Source organism: Citrobacter sp. Cu231 (genome assembly GCF_030332265.1).
In the GTDB taxonomy this organism is placed as follows: Bacteria; Pseudomonadota; Gammaproteobacteria; order Enterobacterales; family Enterobacteriaceae; genus Citrobacter; species Citrobacter meridianamericanus.
The window spans coordinates 546798-566048 of sequence record NZ_JAOWIE010000032.1; the positions used below are offsets into that span (position 1 = coordinate 546798).

General features: G+C 52.4%; 14 protein-coding genes and 1 pseudogene. 6 read left to right on the forward strand and 9 right to left on the reverse strand.

Features of this window, described 5'->3' with window-relative positions; all coding sequences use genetic code 11:
• Positions 1-9: 9 nt before the first annotated feature.
• Positions 10-1011: a low-specificity L-threonine aldolase gene (gene ltaE / locus OGY15_RS09085; protein ID WP_016150626.1), complete on the reverse strand. Its 1002-nt coding sequence runs from the start codon at positions 1009-1011 to the stop codon at positions 10-12.
• 155 nt (positions 1012-1166) lie between these two features.
• Entirely contained in the window at positions 1167-2885 is a 1719-nt protein-coding gene (poxB, locus tag OGY15_RS09090; protein WP_151219788.1) for a ubiquinone-dependent pyruvate dehydrogenase, read from the reverse strand.
• 153 nt (positions 2886-3038) lie between these two features.
• Between poxB and OGY15_RS09095 the strand changes: the two are divergent.
• Positions 3039-3212: pseudogene (locus OGY15_RS09095) on the forward strand (DoxX family membrane protein); the annotation flags it as partial.
• 102 nt (positions 3213-3314) lie between these two features.
• On the opposite strand, the gene OGY15_RS09100 reads toward OGY15_RS09095, so the two are convergent.
• The 5 genes from OGY15_RS09100 to aqpZ all read right to left on the reverse strand — a co-directional run bounded on the left by OGY15_RS09100 (position 3315) and on the right by aqpZ (position 9662).
• Positions 3315-4934, reverse strand: coding sequence for an FAD-NAD(P)-binding protein (locus OGY15_RS09100; RefSeq protein ID WP_286538952.1), 1620 nt, complete (start codon positions 4932-4934; stop codon positions 3315-3317).
• A gap of 201 nt (positions 4935-5135) precedes the next feature.
• Entirely contained in the window at positions 5136-6104 is a 969-nt protein-coding gene (hcr, locus tag OGY15_RS09105; protein WP_187253383.1) for an NADH oxidoreductase, read from the reverse strand.
• 10 nt (positions 6105-6114) lie between these two features.
• Positions 6115-7767 (reverse strand): hydroxylamine reductase, encoded by a 1653-nt coding sequence (gene hcp / locus OGY15_RS09110; RefSeq protein WP_286538953.1) that lies wholly within the window; start codon positions 7765-7767, stop codon positions 6115-6117.
• Positions 7768-7922: 155 nt separating this feature from the next.
• A complete protein-coding gene (locus OGY15_RS09115; protein ID WP_286538954.1) occupies positions 7923-8822 on the reverse strand; it encodes a LysO family transporter in 900 nt (299 codons plus the stop codon).
• Positions 8823-8966: 144 nt separating this feature from the next.
• Positions 8967-9662, reverse strand: coding sequence for an aquaporin Z (gene aqpZ, locus OGY15_RS09120; protein WP_286538955.1), 696 nt, complete (start codon positions 9660-9662; stop codon positions 8967-8969).
• Positions 9663-10031: 369 nt separating this feature from the next.
• Between aqpZ and OGY15_RS09125 the strand changes: the two genes are divergently transcribed.
• Positions 10032-11690 (forward strand): ATP-dependent endonuclease, encoded by a 1659-nt coding sequence (locus OGY15_RS09125; protein WP_151224705.1) that lies wholly within the window; start codon positions 10032-10034, stop codon positions 11688-11690.
• Here OGY15_RS09125 and OGY15_RS09130 read toward each other — a convergent pair.
• Positions 11687-12634, reverse strand: a complete 948-nt coding sequence (locus tag OGY15_RS09130) for a VirK/YbjX family protein (protein WP_187253380.1) — start codon at positions 12632-12634, stop codon at positions 11687-11689. The two genes, OGY15_RS09125 and OGY15_RS09130, sit on opposite strands and share 4 nt — an antisense overlap.
• 159 nt (positions 12635-12793) lie before the next feature.
• On the opposite strand from OGY15_RS09130, the gene macA reads away from it, so the two are divergent.
• Both macA and macB read left to right on the forward strand, forming a co-directional pair.
• On the forward strand, positions 12794-13909 hold the full coding sequence (gene macA, locus OGY15_RS09135) for a macrolide transporter subunit MacA (RefSeq protein WP_187253379.1): 1116 nt from the start codon (positions 12794-12796) through the stop codon (positions 13907-13909).
• The gene (gene macB, locus OGY15_RS09140) at positions 13906-15852 is read left to right on the forward strand and encodes a macrolide ABC transporter ATP-binding protein/permease MacB (RefSeq protein ID WP_151219779.1); all 1947 of its coding nucleotides are present in this window, start codon (positions 13906-13908) and stop codon (positions 15850-15852) included. The genes macA and macB overlap by 4 nt, the downstream gene beginning before the upstream one ends.
• A 78-nt stretch (positions 15853-15930) precedes the next feature.
• Here macB and cspD read toward each other — a convergent pair whose 3' ends face one another.
• Positions 15931-16155, reverse strand: coding sequence for a cold shock-like protein CspD (gene cspD, locus OGY15_RS09145; protein WP_003036813.1), 225 nt, complete (start codon positions 16153-16155; stop codon positions 15931-15933).
• A gap of 323 nt (positions 16156-16478) precedes the next feature.
• On the opposite strand from cspD, the gene clpS reads away from it, so the two are divergent.
• Together clpS and clpA are read left to right on the forward strand one after the other, a co-directional pair.
• Positions 16479-16799 (forward strand): ATP-dependent Clp protease adapter ClpS, encoded by a 321-nt coding sequence (gene clpS / locus OGY15_RS09150; RefSeq protein ID WP_151219778.1) that lies wholly within the window; start codon positions 16479-16481, stop codon positions 16797-16799.
• Positions 16800-16829: 30 nt separating this feature from the next.
• The gene (gene clpA, locus OGY15_RS09155; RefSeq protein ID WP_187253378.1) at positions 16830-19106 is read left to right on the forward strand and encodes an ATP-dependent Clp protease ATP-binding subunit ClpA; all 2277 of its coding nucleotides are present in this window, start codon (positions 16830-16832) and stop codon (positions 19104-19106) included.
• Positions 19107-19251: the final 145 nt, after the last annotated feature.

A 19251-nucleotide genomic window follows, 5' to 3' on the forward strand; every position in this document is an offset into this window, starting at 1 on the left:
CCCATCTCCTTATTGGGTTAAAAAAGCGCGCCAGTGGGCGACGACTTCAGCAAGTTGTTCACGCGATACGTCCAGATGCATCACCAGGCGCACAATCGGCGAGGCGTTAATCAGCACGCCTTGTGCTTTCATGTATTCGCCCAGCGCGGCAGCGTGCTCTTCGCCAACGCGAACAAACAGCATGTTGGTGTCGTGGCGCATGACGTCCGCACCTGCTTCGCGCAGCTGTTCAGCCATCCAGGCAGCGTTGTCATGGTCTTCCTGCAAACGCGCCACGTTATTTTTCAACGCATACAGCCCGGCCGCCGCCAGAATACCAGCCTGGCGCATTCCGCCGCCGGTCATTTTTCGCCAGCGAATGGCACGCTTGATGTACTCGTGGCTGCCGACCAGCAGCGAGCCTACCGGCGTTCCCAGACCTTTGGAAAGACAAATGGTGAACGAGTCGCAGTATTGTGTGACATCTTTAAGCTCACAGCCATAGGCGACGATGGCGTTAAAAATACGCGCGCCGTCGACGTGCAGGGCAAGGTTGCGCTCCCGGGTGAATTCCCAGGCCTCTTTCAGATACTCACGCGGCAGCACTTTGCCGTTATGTGTGTTTTCCAGACTGAGCAGACGGGTGCGGGCAAAATGGATATCGTCTGCTTTGATTTTTGCTGCCACTTTGTCCAGCGGCAGGGAGCCATCCGGCGCGGCATCGATGGGTTGCGGTTGAATGCTGCCGAGCACCGCTGCGCCACCCGCTTCGTAGAGATAGTTATGCGCGCCCTGACCGGCGATATACTCTTCGCCGCGCTGACAATGGCTGAGCAGGGCCACCAGGTTCGCCTGAGTGCCGGTAGGTAAGAAAATTGCGGCTTCTTTACCAGAAAGCTCGGCTGCGTATTGCTGGAGGGCATTGACGGTAGGGTCATCACCGTAGACGTCGTCCCCGACCGGGGCGGCCATCATCTCTTCGAGCATGGCGCGACTGGGTCGGGTGACAGTATCACTGCGTAAATCAATCATGGTATCTCCTTATTACACTTCATCCTTCAAGCTGCCTCGCCGTTGGCCGCACCCTCAAACCCCAGTCACATAGTATTCCTATGCTCCTGGGGATTTTCGGGCTTGCCGCCTTGATGCATCATGAATGATTTTGTGTGTGGTTTAATAAGGATGTTTTACCTGAGCCAGTTAGTTTTCGCCAGTTCGATCACTTCATCACCGCGTCCGCTGATGATTGCGCGCAGCATATACAGGCTAAAACCTTTGGCTTGTTCGAGCTTGATCTGCGGCGGGATCGCCAGCTCTTCTTTCGCCACCACCACATCGACCAGCACCGGACCGTCAATTGACATCGCCCTTTGCAGCGCCTCATCAACCTCTGAAGATTTCTCCACGCGAATGCCCGTGATACCACAGGCCTCGGCAATCCGCGCGAAATTCGTGTCGTGCAGTTCGGTGCCGTCGGTCAGATAACCACCAGCCTTCATCTCCATCGCTACAAATCCCAGCACGCTGTTGTTGAAGACAATAATTTTCACCGGCAATTTCATTTGTACCACCGACAGAAAATCGCCCATCAGCATGCTAAAGCCGCCGTCACCACACATGGCGATGACCTGACGTCCCGGTTCAGTCGCTTGTGCGCCGAGTGCCTGCGGCATGGCATTGGCCATCGACCCGTGGTTAAAGGAGCCGATCAGGCGGCGTTTGCCGTTCATTTTCAGATAGCGCGCCGCCCAAACCGTTGGTGTGCCCACGTCGCAAGTGAAGATGGCGTCGTCAGCGGCGAAGTGGCTGATTTGTTGTGCCAAATATTGCGGATGAATGGCTTTATCACTGGGTTTGGCTAAATCATCCAGCCCTTTGCGTGCTTCGCGATAATGTTCCAGCGCTTTATCCAGGAACTGCCGCTCGGTTTTTTCTTCCACCAAAGGCAGCAGGGCGCGGAGGGTGGATTTAATATCGCCTACCAGCGCCATATCAACTTTACTGTGCGCACCAATGCTTGCAGGGTTGATATCAATCTGAATAATCTTGGCGTCGGTGGGATAGAACGGGCGATAGGGGAACTGGGTGCCGAGCAAAATCAGCGTGTCGGCATTCATCATGGTATGGAAGCCGGATGAAAAGCCAATTAACCCGGTCATACCCACGTCGTAAGGGTTGTCGTACTCAACATGCTCTTTCCCGCGCAGAGCGTGCACGATCGGGGCTTTGATCTTAGCCGCAAACTCAACCAACTCTTTATGCGCACCGGCGCAGCCGCTGCCGCACATCAGGGCGATGTTGCTGGAGTAGCGCAGCAGTTGCGCCAGTTTTCTCAGCTCTTCCTCTTCCGGGGTGACTACCGGGAGCGGCGCATGGTACCAGTGCGTGGTGGCGCTTTCAGGGGCGGGCTTCAGCGCCACGTCGCCGGGTAATACCACCACGGAGACGCCACGGTTGAGCACCGCTTTACGCATAGCTATAGCTAACACCTGGGGGATCTGCTCAGGGCTGGACACCAGCTCGCAATAGTGGCTACATTCACGGAACAACTCTTGCGGGTGGGTCTCCTGAAAATAACCGCTGCCTATTTCACTGGATGGAATATGCGCGGCAATCGCCAGCACCGGGACGTGGTTGCGGTGGCAATCAAACAGGCCGTTGATCAGGTGCAAGTTTCCGGGTCCACACGAGCCTGCGCAGACAGCCAGCTCGCCTGATAACTGTGCTTCAGCGCCCGCGGCGAAGGCCGCAACCTCTTCATGACGGGTTGGCATCCAGTCAATTGTTCCCATACGATTAAGGCTGTCACTAAGGCCATTGAGTGAGTCACCCGTTACACCCCAAATGCGTTTTACGCCAGCTTGTTCGAGTGTTTTAGCAATAAAAGCGGCAACCGTTTGTTTCATGGTTTTCCTTCTCCTCTGATGTGATACCGGTTACAAGTTTAGATGAAGATAATCGTTATGCTTCTCATTACCCCTTATTTCCGGCAGGTTTCATTTAATCTGTATTAACTGTAGTTTGTTAATTGCACATAGTGAAACAAGTAATAAATTCAAATGGTTATAAAACTATTAAATACAGTTAACTGGATGCGGGATCATGCGGGTTTTGGCAAGTTTTTGTTACGCCTTGCTGTCGGTGGACTGATGCTGTTTCATGGGCTGCATAAACTGTTCGCGGGTATTGATGGCATCAGCGGCATGCTGATAGCGAAAGGTTTCCCGGGCTTTTTTCCATTGCCGGGAATTCGACCTGGCGGTAGTTTGCTATCTGAGCGTCAATACTGAGGCAGCAACGCGTTAACATTTTGCCCGCCTCGCCATTAAATCCATTTACTCATCCAGCTCGCCAGTGTCCCACAGATTGTGCCGACGCCTTTGCGCACGTTGCGTCAGTGCCTTTGCCATCGCGGCGCCTATCTCAGCGCTAACCACCAGACCCTGAATAAAGGGACGATCGTGCATTAACCACGGCAACCCGCCAAAGGCAAGGCGGTTGCGGGCATTTTCTGGCGCTTGCAGCGTGTAATCTTCACCGATATCCGGGATCTTATCGCCACAGGCCAGCAACTGAGCGCGTAACGTTGGGAAAGGGATATCTTTGCTCTGCAATGCCCGCTGCCCTCGGGCGTCAATAAACACATCAAATTCGCTGCGTCGGCCGTGGTGATAAATTACCGTCATTTCCTGTTCATTCGTGCGCTCATAATCCGCACCAAGTGTGAGGATCTCAATCAGTCCGGCGTCGTGGAGCGCCAGCAGTCGGCGTACTGATTCAGAAGGGATTGCCGCATAGTTATCAATAAATACGCGCGCCAGTCCTCGCTTAAAGCGTTTTTCATCAGGCGGATCAAGATGTGGGACGATCTCTTCGATAACCTCGTGTAGTCGTAGCAGGGTATAGCGCCACGCAACGGTGCGCTGTTCCTGTTTGTTGCGTTCAACTTCAATCAGGTTGCGCTTCGCCCATTCAAAAGGATCGTGCTCGAGCCTGTCGGCAAAGTAGGCCTCTGGGAATGTATCGGCATTAAGTTCCTCAAGTGCTATCTCTCGACTCCACTGTGGAGCGGCATCTTGTAATTGTTGCGCAATAATCCGGAAAATACGGTCCAGTAATCCTTTTTGCCCACGGGCAATGGCGTCTTCAATTGCTTCTGGCGTTGCGATATTCAACGATTCATAGGGCAGAGGGCAGTAAAAATCCGCTTCAGGCAGCACGCCGCTGCGCGACATCAGGGTCAGCTTCAGGCTTTGGCTGTCGGATTTACAGATAAACTGGAGTGCGTTATCAGCCCCGGTAGTGAAGGCTCCGTGTTGGCAGGCCACGGCCATCGCCGCGTCAATCGCGCTGAGCGAGGTGCCAAGAATTCCCACCCGGCAAGCGCTAATCTGTACATCCATCAGACCGGTCCACGGACAGGGGAAAAACTTCCGCGTCTGTACATCCGTTTCAGGCCACAGATGACCGGTGGCAATGGCGGCGAAATCCACCTCGACTGGCTGTGAAGCATGATTGATCCACAGCGAGACGCCATTCGGGTTTGCGCGCAGGTCGGTGACTTCGCTTGATTCGTTTATGCTAATCGTGAAGCCTGAGCCTCGCGCTTTCTCGACGATAGCGAATAAACGATCGCGATAATAGTCACCGAGGATCACGCGGGGTAAAAATTGCCGTTCATGCAGAGACGTCCGTTCAATCCTAAACTGCGCCAGATAGTCATCACTTTGATTCTGTAGCCACGTCAGATAACTGATATAAATCGGTGGGATCTCAATGCTGGCTATATTTGCCAGCATGAAGTCTGCGTTGTTGTCGCTGTTGTAAGGCATGCCGACGCCTGCTTCCTCAGCTTGCTCATAAAGCTCTATTTCCAGCGGTTCACCACGTTCCACCAGGGCATGAAGCGTATAGATTCCGGTGGGACCGACGCCGACGATGGCCACTTTTTTCATGGGGGTCCTTGTAGAAAGTTCGACGTGGTAGTCGGGAATATTGCTTAATCAGTGCAGAGTAAGTGTGGTCGATAAATTGTGGGATGAAGGAAAAATTTTGTCGAAGCGGGGGAAAAATCGGAATTTTGCAGCGCCTGTCAGCATAAAAAAAAGGCTACCCGGTTGAGCCTGGCAGCCTTTTGTACATCAGAGGTCAGCGAATTACGCCAGCACTAAATCACCCTGCGGATGACAGGAGCAGGCCAGCACATACCCTTCAGCGATTTCCGCGTCGGTCAGCGTCATGGTGCTGCTGACCGTGTAGTTACCGTCAACCACTTTGGTTTTGCAGCAGCCGCAAACGCCCGCACGACAGGCAGCGACAACCGGGACTTTATTGCTTTCCAGTGCTTCCAGCAGCGTGCTACCCACCGGCGCGTAAAACGCTTTCGCCGGCTGCAGTTTGGTGAACTTCAGACCACTGGTGGCAGCTTCTGCCACTGGGGTGAAGAACTGCTCTTTAAAGAAGCGCGTCACGCCCAGCGCTTTCACTTCTTTTTCGACCAGATCCATATACGGCGCCGGGCCGCAGGTCATTACCGTACGCGAAGTCAGATCTGGCACGCTTTGCAGCAGTTCGGTAGTCAGTCGACCAGAAACAAAGCCGTGAGTGGCGTTGTTTTCAGCGACTATCGTCACCGGATATTCACGCCATTCGTCAGCAAAAATGACATCCTGCGGCGAACGAACGTTAAAGATCACCTGCACATCAACCTGCGGGCGGTATTTTGCCAACCAGCGACGCATTGACATGATTGGCGTAACGCCGCAGCCGGCTGCCAGCATCAGGAACTTGTCTTCTGCTTTATCTTCACAGGTGAATTCACCCATGGCATCGGACAGCCAGATATAGTCGCCGCGCTTCACGTCGCGGGTCAGCCACTGTGAACCTGCACCCTCGTCAATCCGGCGGATAGTCAGCGTAATATATTCGCTAACGCCCGGCGTCGAAGAAAGAGTGTAAGCACGCAGCGTGTCCGCTGAATTACGTACGCTGACCAGTGCATACTGCCCGGCGCGGTACGGATAATAGTCGTGGCACAGCAACGAAATTGTCCATACATCCGGCGTTTCCTGATGGATGTGATGAACCTGCATCCGCCATGGGCACTGATGAGTTGGCATTGTCATTCTTTACTCCTTACGCGCTCAGCAGTTGCTTCATGTCTTCTTCAACAGTGGTTACGGAACGCAGACCAAACTTCTCGTTGAGCACTGCCAGCAGGTCTGGCGTGAAGAAACCAGGTGCAGTCGGGCCAGTAACGATATTTTTCACGCCAAGCGACAGTAGGGTCAGCAGAATAACAATCGCTTTCTGTTCGAACCAGGAGAGCACCAGAGACAGCGGCAGATCGTTCACGCCACAACCCAGTTTCTCAGCCAGGGTTACCGCCAGGATGATGGCAGAGTAAGCATCGTTACACTGACCGGCATCCACCAGACGTGGCAGACCTTCAATATCACCGAAATCCAGTTTGTTGAAACGGTATTTACCACAGGCCAGGGTCAGGATTAGGCAGTCATCTGGCACGCTGGTCGCGAAGTCGGTGAAGTAGTTACGTTCGCCGCGTGCGCCGTCACAACCGCCCACCAGGAAGATATGACGCAGTTTTTCACGGCTGACCAGGTCAATCAGCGTATCAGCAGCACCCAGCAGGGTCTTGCGACCGAAACCAACGGTGATCAGGTGCGGAATTTCGCTATACGGGAAGCCAGCCATCTGTTGCGCCTGAGCAATAACCGGACCGAAATCGTCACCCTCAAGGTGGCTCACACCTGGCCAGCCGACGATGCTACGCGTCCAGATACGGTCATCGTAAGCGCCAACGGTTGGGTCGATGATGCAGTTAGAGGTCATCACGATTGGACCTGGGAAGCGGGCGAATTCAACCTGCTGATTCTGCCAGCCGCTGCCGTAGTTACCGATCAGGTGTTTGAACTTACGCAGTTCCGGGTAGCCGTGCGCCGGCAGCATTTCACCGTGGGTATAGACGTTCACGCCGGTCCCTTCGGTTTGCTCAAGCAGGTTGTACAGATCTTTCAGGTCGTGGCCGGAGATCAGAATACATTTACCTTCGGTTGCTTTAACGTTGACCTGAGTCGGGGTCGGGTGGCCATATTTCGTGGTTTCACCAGCATCCAGGATGCTCATCACTTTGAAGTTCATCTGGCCGATTTCCATTGAGCACTCCAGCAGAGCGTTCATATCGGAAGGCCAGGTACCCAACCACGCCATGATTTTGTGGTACTGCGCGTAAATAGCATTGTCGTATTGGCCGAGAACGTGCGCATGTTCCATATAGGCAGCGGCACCTTTCAGGCCGTACAGGCACAGCAGACGCAGGCCGAGAATGTTTTCGCCAATGGCTGCTTTATCTTTATTTGGGGTAAATTCAGCCGCCTGACGTTGCAGGTCGCCTAAATCATCGCTCGCCAGCTGTAGCTCAGCCATTGGATTGTCGCAGTGCGCACTGGCATCAACGCTCAGGCATTGCGCTTTCAGCGCCTCACGCATGGCGATGGCTTCACGCGCGTAGCCAACAATACGCGGGGAATCGAAGTTTACGTTAGTCAGCGTGGAGAAGAATGCACGCGGCGCAAAGTTATCAACCTCATGGTCGATGATGCCGTATTCACGTGCTTTAACTGCCCATGCAGACAGACCTTGTAGGGCAGCAATCAGCAGATCCTGCAAATCGGAGGTTTCGGCCGTTTTACCGCACATACCCTGCGCGTAAGAGCAGCCGTTTCCTGCCGGAGTACGGATGGTTTGTTCACATTGCACACAAAACATGGTCACACCTTTTAAAGTTATATTTGATATACATGTTTTAGGTTATGCCTGTGCGCGCAGGGATAAAAGAGATTTCCGCTACAACTTGCAGGGAGATTGATTTAGCGCAATTTTGGCGGTAGCTGACTACCGCCAGAGAGGTATTTGTCTGTGTATCAGGCGGAGAAAAAGGCCATCAACAGAGGCACTAACAGACTCAGGATAAAGCCGTGAACGATGGCTGCGGGAACCATTTCCAGACCGCCGCTACGTTGTAATACGGGCAGGGTGAAATCCATTGATGTCGCGCCACATAGCCCTAACGCGGTAGAGCGGCTGCGACCGACCAGGCCTGGAATCAACATAATAGCGATCAGTTCTCGACCCAGATCGTTAAAGAAAGCGGCGCTACCAATCACCGGTCCGAACGATTCGGTCAACACAATACCGGACAGGGAGTACCAACCAAAACCTGATGCCATCGCCAGCGCGGTTTTCATCGGCAGGTCGAGAATCAACGCATTGATAACCCCCGCCAACATCGAACTGGCAACGACGACCACCGCCACAATCATCCCCCGGCGATTCAGCACGATTTGCTTTAAGGTCATGCCGCTGTTGCGCAGTTGAATACCCACGAGGAACAGTAAAAATATGAGCGTATATTCGCTGGCTTCGGTGGCGTGCTGCAGAATGGAAATACCGGTGAGGCCGAGCAGGAAACCCACGACGACAACGCCACACAGCTGGAGAGACTCCAACGCCATTGCGATTCGCGAAGGTAGCTTTTCTTGCTTATGATTGTGTCGCCAGGGCAGCGAGCGCTCCAGCCAGAACAGTGCGGCAATATTACACAGCAAAATGACCGTCACGCTGACGGCAGAATAATGAAGAATGGCTAACAGATTGCTGGCGAGATTATCCAGAAACGCCAGACTGATACCCATAAAAAAGAGAATAAGGTAAACGATCCAGCTTAACAGGCGATTGATGAGTTTTAATGCAGCCCTGTGCCGAAGCGGAATAAGGTAGCCCACAATAAGGGGAACCAGAATGATTAACAGCCCTGAAAACATGAAAATCAGATCCTTGCTGAGAAGTAAGACGAAATGCGCCAGCACACACTACTCAAAGCAAAGAGGGGAGTAAAGTTGCAAATAAAAGGAAATATAGAGAGGATAAAAAAGACCTGACTTGCGCCAGGCCTTTTTTGTTAGCGATTAATCGCGTTTTTCCAGCAGAGTGCGGTAAATAAGACCGCCGAGGGCCCCACCGATAATCGGCATAACCCAGAAGAACCACAATTGTTGTAATGCCCAGCCGCCCTGGAAGATGGCGACAGCGGTACTACGCGCCGGGTTCACCGACGTGTTGGTAACCGGAATACTGATCAAGTGGATCAAGGTTAACGCCAGACCAATTGCAATGGGGGCAAAACCTGCCGGAGCATGTTTATCGGTCGCGCCGTGGATCACTAATAAGAAACCAGCAGTCAGAATAATTTCAATCACTACGGCAGAAAGCATGGAATAGCCGCCCGGAGAATGTTCACCAAAGCCGTTCGAGGCAAAACCACTGGTTGTTGCATCAAAACCCGCTTTACCGCTGGCAATAAGATACAGAGCCGCAGCGGCAACAATACCGCCAACAACCTGAGCAATAACGTAACCAATAACGTCTTTTGCCGGGAATCGGCCGCCAGCCCATAAACCGAAGGTTACCGCTGGGTTAAAGTGTCCACCAGAAATATGACCTAACGCGAATGCCATAGTCAGTACGGTCAGACCAAACGCCAATGCCACACCGACAAACCCAATACCCAACTCCGGGAATGCGGCTGCCAAAACTGCACTGCCGCACCCACCAAAGACGAGCCAAAACGTACCGAAGAATTCGGCTGCTAATTTCCTGAACATAACCACCTCAATTAAAAGTTCCGGGTTCGTGTTTCTCGCCCGGTAATTCATCGCTAAAAGGGACGATGATGAAAGAGCGGATATTTTAGAAAAAAACATCACCCCTTCGCCAGTTAAATTGATGAAAAAATTTGATTTAAGGCAATATGTTGTGATTCCTTTTTGAATATTGGATGAATGAAGCATAGTTCAATTAACAAAAGACGATGATTGAGTCCGGAAATAATATTCAAGGGAAAACATAAGAAGAATATTCTTATATTATGGGGCCCTACGATTAACCTCCTGATGATATCGGGTGTCCTGAGCGCCGCTTGCCGTTATACTCCTGATAACTTGAAGGAAAAAGTTAGCATTTCCGGAGGCTATATGATTCTCGAACGCGTTGAGATTGTTGGATTTCGTGGTATTAACCGTCTGTCACTGATGCTGGAGCAGAGCAACGTGCTGATTGGTGAGAACGCGTGGGGTAAGTCCAGTCTGCTGGATGCCTTAACCTTGTTGCTGTCGCCGGAAACTGATTTGTACCACTTTGACCGCGAAGATTTCTGGTTCCCACCGGGCGATATACAGGGCCGGGAACATCATTTGCATATTATCCTGACGTTTCGTGAGTCTCAGCCGGGCCGTCATCGGGTGCGTCGCTATCGTCCTCTGGAAGCCTGCTGGACGCCGTGCCAGGATGGCTATCACCGTATTTTCTATCGTCTGGAAGGTGAGTGTGCTGATGACGGTAGTGTTCTGACGTTACGCAGTTTTCTTGACGGCGAGGGCCATCCGCTAACCCTCGACGATATTAACGATCAGGCGCGACACCTCGTACGTTTGATGCCGGTATTGCGCTTGCGCGATGCCCGTTTTATGCGACGGATCCGCAACGGTACGGTGCCGGATTCAGCGGAAATCGAAGTGACAGCGCGGCAACTGGATTTTCTGGCGCGCGAATTGGCTACCCGACCGCAAAACCTGACCGATGGGCAAATACGTCAGGGGCTATCGGCCATGGTACAACTGCTGGAACATTACTTTTCTGAGCAGGGTTCTGGCCAGGCACGCTATCGGCTGATGCGTCGTCGTTCCAATAACGAACAACGTAGCTGGCGCTATCTGGATATTATTAACCGTATGATTGATAAACCTGGCGGACGCACACACCGGGTGATCCTGTTGGGACTGTTTTCAACGCTGTTGCAAGCTAAAGGAACGCTGAGACTGGATAAAGACGCCCGGCCTTTACTGCTGGTTGAAGACCCGGAAACACGTTTACATCCTATTATGCTGTCGGTCGCCTGGCACCTGCTGAATCTACTCCCTCTGCAGCGGGTGGCAACCACTAACTCCGGCGAACTACTGTCCCTGACGCCCGTGGAACACGTTGTCCGTCTGGTGCGTGAGTCCTCTCGCGTCGCCGCCTGGCGGCTGGGGCCGGGTGGGATCAGCGCTGAAGACGGTCGGCGTATTGCCTTTCATATTCGTTTTAATCGTGCATCGTCATTGTTTGCCCGCTGTTGGCTGCTGGTGGAAGGTGAAACGGAAACCTGGGTTATCAATGAACTGGCTCGCCAGTGCGGGCACCATTTTGATGCGGAAGGTATTAAAGTTATTGAATTTGCCCAGTCCGGCCTGAAGCCGCTGGTGAAGTTTGCCCGTCGGATGGGTATTGAGTGGCATGTGCTGGTCGACGGTGATGAGGCCGGGAAAAAGTATGCGGCTACCGTGCGCGGTTTGTTGAATAACGACAGAGAAGAAGAGCGCGATCATTTAACCATGCTTCCCGCGCTGGACATGGAACACTTTATGTATCGCCAGGGGTTTGCAGACGTCTTTCACAGAGTGGCGCAAATTCCGGAAAACGTGCCCATGAATATGCGCAAAATTATCTCGAAGGCGATTCACCGTTCATCAAAACCGGATTTGGCCATTGAGGTGGCGATGGAAGCCGGAAGGCGCGGCGTTGACGCGGTGCCCACGCTGCTGCGGAAAATGTTTTCCCGCGTGCTGTGGCTGGCACGCGGCAGAGCGGATTAGTGGCGAAATAGTTGGGATAGCTGGGCGTGTATTGCATCCAGTAATTGATAGCGACGGCGGTATTCCGCGCGTTTTTTACTGGCAATTTCCGCCTCGCTTTTCCGCGCGATTGTGCGTGGAATATGGTAGTAACCGAGATTGTCGCACTCGCCGCCAACTGATTCCCAAAATGCGTTGTAGTCGGAATGAATGACCTTATTTTTATCGTGGTAGCGTTGGCTGCGAAAGATATGCTGTTCATTGCTGACAGCCATAACATTATCAATATTCAATCGTTCTGCTAACCGGCAAATGGCTTCCATCACAATACGTTTTGGAAATATCCCGTGACAGGACTTGGTCGCTTTTTGTATTGCTTCGTGAGGAAGTTGCGCATTGCCCTGCACACCGCCAATAAATAATGTCCTTTTGCCATTATATTCGCAGAACGTAAACGTCATTTTAGTCAGTACGTCTCCGTCGCCATTTTGTACCTGAATGGTACTTTCTCCCTCTTTATCCAGTACCGGCAACATCATCATGGTGACGTTAAATACGTCGTCATCTTTGCCTTCAATTTGCGCCAGCTGTAAGCCATCATTGCTTAATAAGGCGTTAAATTCTGCGGGTAAAAATGCGTGGCGGATAACATGATAATGAAAACGCACCGCGTCTAAACGCATTTTACGGGTGAAGTTTGCGGCAAGGTAAGGACGATGTAAACGCACCGGCAGTCGGGGTTGGCGGGATAGCAGGTTTTCAAGATCCGGCCATTGGGCGAGTTCTGTCATCCATTCCTGAGTAAGATGAGGTATCAACAATGAGCGCCAGATAAACTTACGACGAAAGCTCCTTTTATCCCAGCAATGGGCGGGGCGTAAATGACCGCTACTAAGCCGGTAAAAAAGGCCAAAGCTGGTAATGGGTTTAGTGGAAAGAAAAGTGCCTTCAGTTAGCTGACTCATAATTAAAATCCGATTGATACCTTAGTACTAATTTCAGCACAGCGGATCTTAACCATTCATCAATAACTCTGTTATTCTTTGCACTTTTCAACGCCTGTTAATTTAGTGTTGATGTTTATCAGTCCACTCTGGTGGGCGTATTGGGGAACCAGGACATTTATGAAGCTCAAGGGAAAAATCAAAAAGCGCTATTTTCTCTTCGCCATCATCATTATTGTGGCAGTAATTGCACTTTGGAGAACGCTCAATGCGCCTTTACCTCAGTATCAAACCTTAATTGTTCGTCCGGGCGATCTGCAGCAAAGCGTTCTGGCTACCGGGAAACTGGATGCGTTGCGTAAAGTAGATGTCGGGGCGCAGGTCAGTGGGCAGTTAAAAACGCTGTCGGTTGCGATCGGTGATAAAGTAAAAAAAGATCAGCTGCTCGGTGTTATCGATCCTGAACAGGCGCAAAACCAGATCAAAGAGGTTGAAGCGACGCTGATGGAATTACGTGCTCAGCGTTTACAGGCTGAAGCTGAGTGGAAACTGGCGCGGGTGACGCTTTCCCGTCAGCAACAGCTGGCAAAAACCCAGGCGGTCTCGCAGCAGGATCTCGATACGGCAGCGACCGAGATGGCGGTGAAACAGGCACAAATCGGTACCATCGACGCGCAGATTAAACGTAATCAGGCTTCTCTCGATACCGCCAAAACCAACCTTGACTACACCCGCATCGTCGCGCCAATGGCTGGCGAAGTAACGCAAATTACCACTCTGCAGGGGCAAACCGTTATTGCCGCCCAACAGGCGCCTAATATTTTGACGCTGGCAGATATGAGCACCATGCTGGTGAAAGCGCAGGTTTCCGAGGCGGATGTGATTCATCTGCATGCCGGGCAAAAGGCCTGGTTTACCGTCCTCGGCGATCCGCAGACGCGCTACGAAGGTACGCTCAAAGATGTTCTTCCGACGCCAGAGAAAGTGAATGATGCGATCTTCTACTATGCTCGCTTCGAAGTTCCTAACCCGAAAGGGATCCTGCGTCTGGATATGACTGCGCAGGTTCATATTCAACTCACGGATATCAAAAATGTTCTGACGATCCCACTGTCGGCGCTGGGCGATCCTATTGGTAATAACCGTTATAACGTCAGGTTGCTGCGTAATGGCGAAACCCGCGAACGTGAAGTGGTTATCGGTGCGCGTAATGACACCGATGTGGAGATCGTGAAAGGGCTGGAAGAGGGGGATGAAGTCATCACCGGCGAGGGCAACGCAGGAGTTGCAAAATGACGGCATTGCTTGAACTAAGCAATATCCGCCGCAGCTACCCGTCCGGCGAAGGGCTGGTCGAGGTGTTGAAGGACGTATCCTTGCGCATTCAGGCCGGGGAAATGGTGGCGATTGTCGGGGCATCGGGATCGGGCAAATCGACGCTGATGAACATTCTTGGCTGTCTGGACAAGCCCACCAGCGGTACGTATCGGGTTGCAGGACGCGATGTCTCCACGCTGGATAGCGATGCGTTAGCGCAACTGCGTCGCGAGCATTTCGGGTTTATCTTCCAGCGTTATCATTTGCTGTCACATTTGACCGCCGCGCAAAACGTTGAGGTGCCTGCGGTCTACGCAGGCACCGAACGTAAGCAGCGTCTGGCGCGTGCGCAGGAATTACTCCAGCGACTGGGTCTGGGCGACAGGGTTGATTATCAGCCTTCTCAACTTTCCGGTGGACAGCAGCAGCGAGTCAGTATTGCGCGTGCGCTGATGAACGGGGGGCAGGTGATCCTCGCCGACGAACCTACCGGCGCGCTGGATAGCCATTCTGGCGAAGAGGTGATGGCGATTTTGCATCAGCTGCGCGATCGCGGGCACACGGTGATTATCGTCACGCACGATCCGCAGGTTGCCGCACAGGCCGAACGCGTCATTGAAATTCGTGACGGCGAAATTGTGCGCAATCCACCGTCGCATAAGCCTGCTGTCGGAGCCGATATAACTGAACCACCAGTGAAAACGGCGTCCGGCTGGAGTCAGTTTGTCAGCGGTTTTCGTGAAGCGCTGACCATGGCCTGGCTGGCAATGGCTGCGAATAAAATGCGTACGCTGTTGACCATGCTTGGCATCATCATCGGTATTGCTTCCGTGGTCTCCATAGTGGTAGTAGGCGATGCGGCGAAGCAACTGGTGCTGGCTGATATTCGCGCAATTGGCACTAACACCATCGATATTTATCCTGGCAAAGATTTCGGCGACGACGATCCACAATATCAACAGTCGCTGAAATATGACGATTTAACGGCATTACAGAAACAGCCCTGGGTCAGTTCGGTTACGCCAGCGGTGTCGAAGAACCTGCGGCTCCGTTATGGCAATATTGACGTGGCAGCCAGCGCGAACGGCGTTAGCGGCGACTATTTCAACGTCTATGGCATGACGTTTAGCGAAGGAACGACTTTTAACGCGGAGCAACTGGCAGGGCGCGCTCAGGTGGTTGTGCTCGACAGTAATACCCGGCGCCAGTTGTTCCCCAATAAAGCGAAAGTTGTCGGCGAAGTCGTGCTGGTGGGAAATATGCCGGCCACGGTCATTGGCGTTGCAGAAGAGAAACAGTCGATGTTCGGCAGCAGCAAGATCCTGCGGGTCTGGCTGCCCTACAGCACTATGTCCGGGCGAATTATGGGGCAGTCGTGGCTGAACTCGATCACCGTGCGGGTGAAGGATGGATATGATAGTGCCCAGGCCGAGCAGCAGCTCACCCGGCTGCTGACGTTGCGTCACGGTAAAAAGGATTTCTTCACCTGGAATATGGACGGTGTCTTGAAAACCGCCGAAAAGACCACACGTACATTACAACTCTTCCTGACACTGGTGGCTGTGATTTCACTGGTCGTCGGTGGGATTGGCGTGATGAACATCATGCTGGTTTCGGTGACCGAGCGAACGCGCGAGATTGGCATTCGTATGGCGGTTGGCGCGCGTGCCAGCGACGTGCTGCAACAGTTCTTAATTGAGGCGGTGCTGGTGTGTCTGGTTGGCGGCGCGTTGGGCATTAGCTTGTCGATGCTGATCGCCTTTACGCTTCAGCTATTCCTGCCCGGCTGGGAAATCGGTTTCTCACCCGTAGCTTTGTTGACGGCGTTCCTGTGCTCGACCGCGACCGGGATTTTGTTTGGCTGGCTTCCGGCGCGAAATGCCGCGCGGCTGGATCCAGTAGATGCTCTGGCGCGGGAATAATGCCACAGAGATAAAAATGCCAGCCGCAAGGGCTGGCATTTTGACTGCAGGATGTACACAATGAAACAGAAGAGTTATTTATGCGACAGCTTCTGCTTCAATGACAGGCACGATGACACTGGCATGATTGCCTTTTGGCCCCTGGTGGACATCAAACTGGACAGACTGTCCGGCTTTTAGCGTTCTGTAACCATCCATCTGAATGGTGGAGTAATGGGCGAAAATATCTTCGCCGCCGCCTTCGGGGCAGATGAAACCAAACCCTTTGGCGTTGTTGAACCACTTAACAGTACCCGTTTCCATACTTCGACATCCTTCGTAAATCTTATATAAGTAAGATGGAATGAACCGGTGGCGGAGTGGGGGCTGTTCAAAACCTCGCCAACTCTCGAAATTACAATTTAGAGAAATCAGGCGGGGCGTCAAGCGCCAGGCAGCCGGAATAGGGTAAAAATGCATCAAAATTTGAAGCAGTTAACGCTATTGTCGGTTATGTGACAGATGTCGCGAATGGCACTAATAGATGATAGTTATCTAATACTTGAGGTAGATTGATTGTGCGCATAGGCTGCTGGTCAGCGGCAAGATTTTCTGCCGGAAACCGTAACTGAAGATGACAACTGACCATGGGTAAGACGAACGACTGGCTGGATTTCGATCTGCTGGCGGAAGATAAATTGCGTGACGCGCTAAAACCGCCATCTATGTATAAAGTGATATTAATCAATGATGATTACACTCCGATGGAGTTTGTTATTGACGTGTTACAAAAATTCTTTTCTTATGATGTAGAACGTGCAACGCAACTGATGCTTGCAGTTCACTATCAAGGTAAAGCGATTTGCGGCGTATTCACTGCCGAAGTGGCTGAAACCAAAGTTGCGATGGTGAACAAGTATGCGAGGGAGAACGAGCATCCGTTGCTGTGTACGCTGGAAAAAGCCTGAATGCAGGCATAAATATTGGGGGAGGTGCCTATGCTCAATCAAGAACTGGAACTCAGTTTAAACATGGCTTTCGCCAGAGCGCGCGAGCACCGACATGAGTTTATGACCGTCGAGCACTTGTTACTGGCTTTGCTCAGTAACCCGTCGGCCCGCGAAGCGCTGGAAGCGTGTTCTGTGGATCTGGTGGCGCTCCGTCAGGAACTTGAAGCCTTCATTGAACAAACCACACCCGTATTGCCTGCCAGTGAAGAAGAGCGCGACACGCAGCCAACGTTGAGTTTTCAGCGCGTGTTGCAACGTGCGGTCTTCCATGTTCAGTCCTCCGGGCGCAATGAAGTTACTGGCGCGAATGTGCTGGTCGCCATCTTCAGCGAGCAGGAATCTCAGGCGGCTTATCTGCTGCGTAAGCATGAAGTGAGTCGCCTTGATGTGGTGAATTTTATTTCTCATGGCACGCGCAAAGACGAACCAAGTCAGTCTTCTGACTCTGGTAATCAGCCGAATAATGAAGAGCAAGCTGGCGGGGAGGACCGTATGGAGAACTTCACGACTAACCTTAACCAGCTTGCCCGTGTGGGCGGAATTGATCCGCTCATTGGCCGGGACAAAGAGCTGGAGCGCGCCATTCAGGTCCTGTGCCGTCGTAGAAAAAACAACCCGTTGCTGGTGGGAGAGTCTGGTGTCGGTAAAACCGCCATTGCCGAAGGTCTCGCCTGGCGTATCGTCCAGGGAGATGTGCCAGAAGTCATGGCTGATTGCACCCTTTACTCTCTGGATATCGGTTCGCTGCTGGCAGGCACCAAATACCGCGGCGATTTTGAAAAACGCTTTAAGGCGCTGTTAAAACAGCTGGAACAGGATACTAACAGCATTCTGTTTATTGATGAGATCCACACCATCATTGGTGCGGGGGCGGCATCGGGCGGCCAGGTGGATGCGGCTAACCTGATCAAACCGTTGCTCTCCAGCGGCAAAATCCGCGTGATAGGCTCAACCACCTATCAGGAGTTCAGCAATATCTTTGAAAAGGACCGTGCGTTAGCGCGTCGTTTCCAGAAAATCGATATCACTGAGCCGTCGGTAGAAGAGACCGTGCAGATCATCAACGGCCTGAAACCGAAATACGAAGCACACCATGACGTTCGTTACACCGCCAAAGCGGTGCGTGCAGCGGTCGAACTGGCGGTGAAATATATTAACGATCGTCATCTGCCGGATAAAGCAATTGACGTAATTGACGAAGCGGGCGCGCGGGCGCGTTTAGTGCCGGTTAGCAAACGCAAGAAAACCGTCAACGTAGCGGATATCGAGTCCGTGGTGGCCCGCATTGCGCGGATCCCGGAGAAGAGCGTTTCGCAAAGCGATCGTGATACGCTGAAAACTTTGGGCAACCGCCTGAAAATGCTGGTATTCGGACAAGACAAAGCCATTGAGGCACTGACGGAAGCGATCAAAATGAGCCGTGCCGGTCTGGGACACGAGCATAAACCTGTCGGGTCGTTCCTGTTTGCCGGGCCGACTGGCGTCGGTAAGACGGAGGTCACGGTACAACTGTCCAAAGCACTCGGCATTGAGTTGCTGCGTTTTGATATGTCCGAGTATATGGAGCGCCACACCGTCAGCCGCCTGATTGGTGCGCCTCCGGGTTATGTCGGTTTCGACCAGGGCGGTTTGCTGACAGATGCAGTTATTAAGCATCCGCATGCGGTACTGCTGCTGGATGAGATTGAAAAAGCACACCCGGATGTCTTTAATCTGCTGTTGCAGGTGATGGATAACGGTACGCTGACCGACAATAACGGGCGTAAAGCGGATTTCCGCAACGTGGTTCTGGTCATGACCACTAACGCAGGCGTGCGTGAAACCGAGCGTAAATCGATTGGGCTGATTCATCAGGACAACAGTACTGATGCGATGGGCGAAATCAAAAAAGTGTTTACGCCGGAATTCCGTAACCGTCTCGATAACATTATCTGGTTCGATCATCTCTCAACTGAGGTGATTCATCAGGTTGTTGACAAGTTTATCGTCGAGCTTCAGGTTCAGCTGGATCAGAAAGGTGTCTCTCTGGAAGTGAGTCAGGAAGCCCGAGACTGGCTGGCTGAGAAGGGCTATGACCGCGCAATGGGCGCACGTCCGATGACGCGTGTGGTCCAGGATAACCTGAAAAAACCACTGGCTAACGAATTGCTGTTCGGTTCGCTGGTTGATGGCGGTCAGGTAACCGTTGCGCTGGATAAAGAGAAAAATGAGCTGACCTATGGCTTCCAGAGTGCACAAAAGCACAAGCCCGAAGCAGCACATTAATTTCTAATCACCGATGAGCCGGGCGTAATGCCCGGTTTTTTTTCGCCTGAAAGTAGTGATTTGAATTGGGGATACTCGGAGAATTTAAACGGCAGGCAAAAAATAAGCCTGCGTAAGGGAGATTACGCAGGCTAAGGAGGTGGTT

Coding starts and splice junctions, on each gene's coding strand:
- clpA (WP_187253378.1), top strand. CDS start 16,830: ATGCTCAATCAAGAACTGGAACTCAGTTTAAACATGGCTTTCGCCAGA.
- hcr (WP_187253383.1), bottom strand. CDS start 6,104: ATGACAATGCCAACTCATCAGTGCCCATGGCGGATGCAGGTTCATCAC.
- cspD (WP_003036813.1), bottom strand. CDS start 16,155: ATGGAAACGGGTACTGTTAAGTGGTTCAACAACGCCAAAGGGTTTGGT.
- clpS (WP_151219778.1), top strand. CDS start 16,479: ATGGGTAAGACGAACGACTGGCTGGATTTCGATCTGCTGGCGGAAGAT.
- OGY15_RS09130 (WP_187253380.1), bottom strand. CDS start 12,634: ATGAGTCAGCTAACTGAAGGCACTTTTCTTTCCACTAAACCCATTACC.
- hcp (WP_286538953.1), bottom strand. CDS start 7,767: ATGTTTTGTGTGCAATGTGAACAAACCATCCGTACTCCGGCAGGAAAC.
- OGY15_RS09115 (WP_286538954.1), bottom strand. CDS start 8,822: ATGTTTTCAGGGCTGTTAATCATTCTGGTTCCCCTTATTGTGGGCTAC.
- macB (WP_151219779.1), top strand. CDS start 13,906: ATGACGGCATTGCTTGAACTAAGCAATATCCGCCGCAGCTACCCGTCC.
- OGY15_RS09125 (WP_151224705.1), top strand. CDS start 10,032: ATGATTCTCGAACGCGTTGAGATTGTTGGATTTCGTGGTATTAACCGT.
- poxB (WP_151219788.1), bottom strand. CDS start 2,885: ATGAAACAAACGGTTGCCGCTTTTATTGCTAAAACACTCGAACAAGCT.
- ltaE (WP_016150626.1), bottom strand. CDS start 1,011: ATGATTGATTTACGCAGTGATACTGTCACCCGACCCAGTCGCGCCATG.
- macA (WP_187253379.1), top strand. CDS start 12,794: ATGAAGCTCAAGGGAAAAATCAAAAAGCGCTATTTTCTCTTCGCCATC.
- OGY15_RS09100 (WP_286538952.1), bottom strand. CDS start 4,934: ATGAAAAAAGTGGCCATCGTCGGCGTCGGTCCCACCGGAATCTATACG.
- aqpZ (WP_286538955.1), bottom strand. CDS start 9,662: ATGTTCAGGAAATTAGCAGCCGAATTCTTCGGTACGTTTTGGCTCGTC.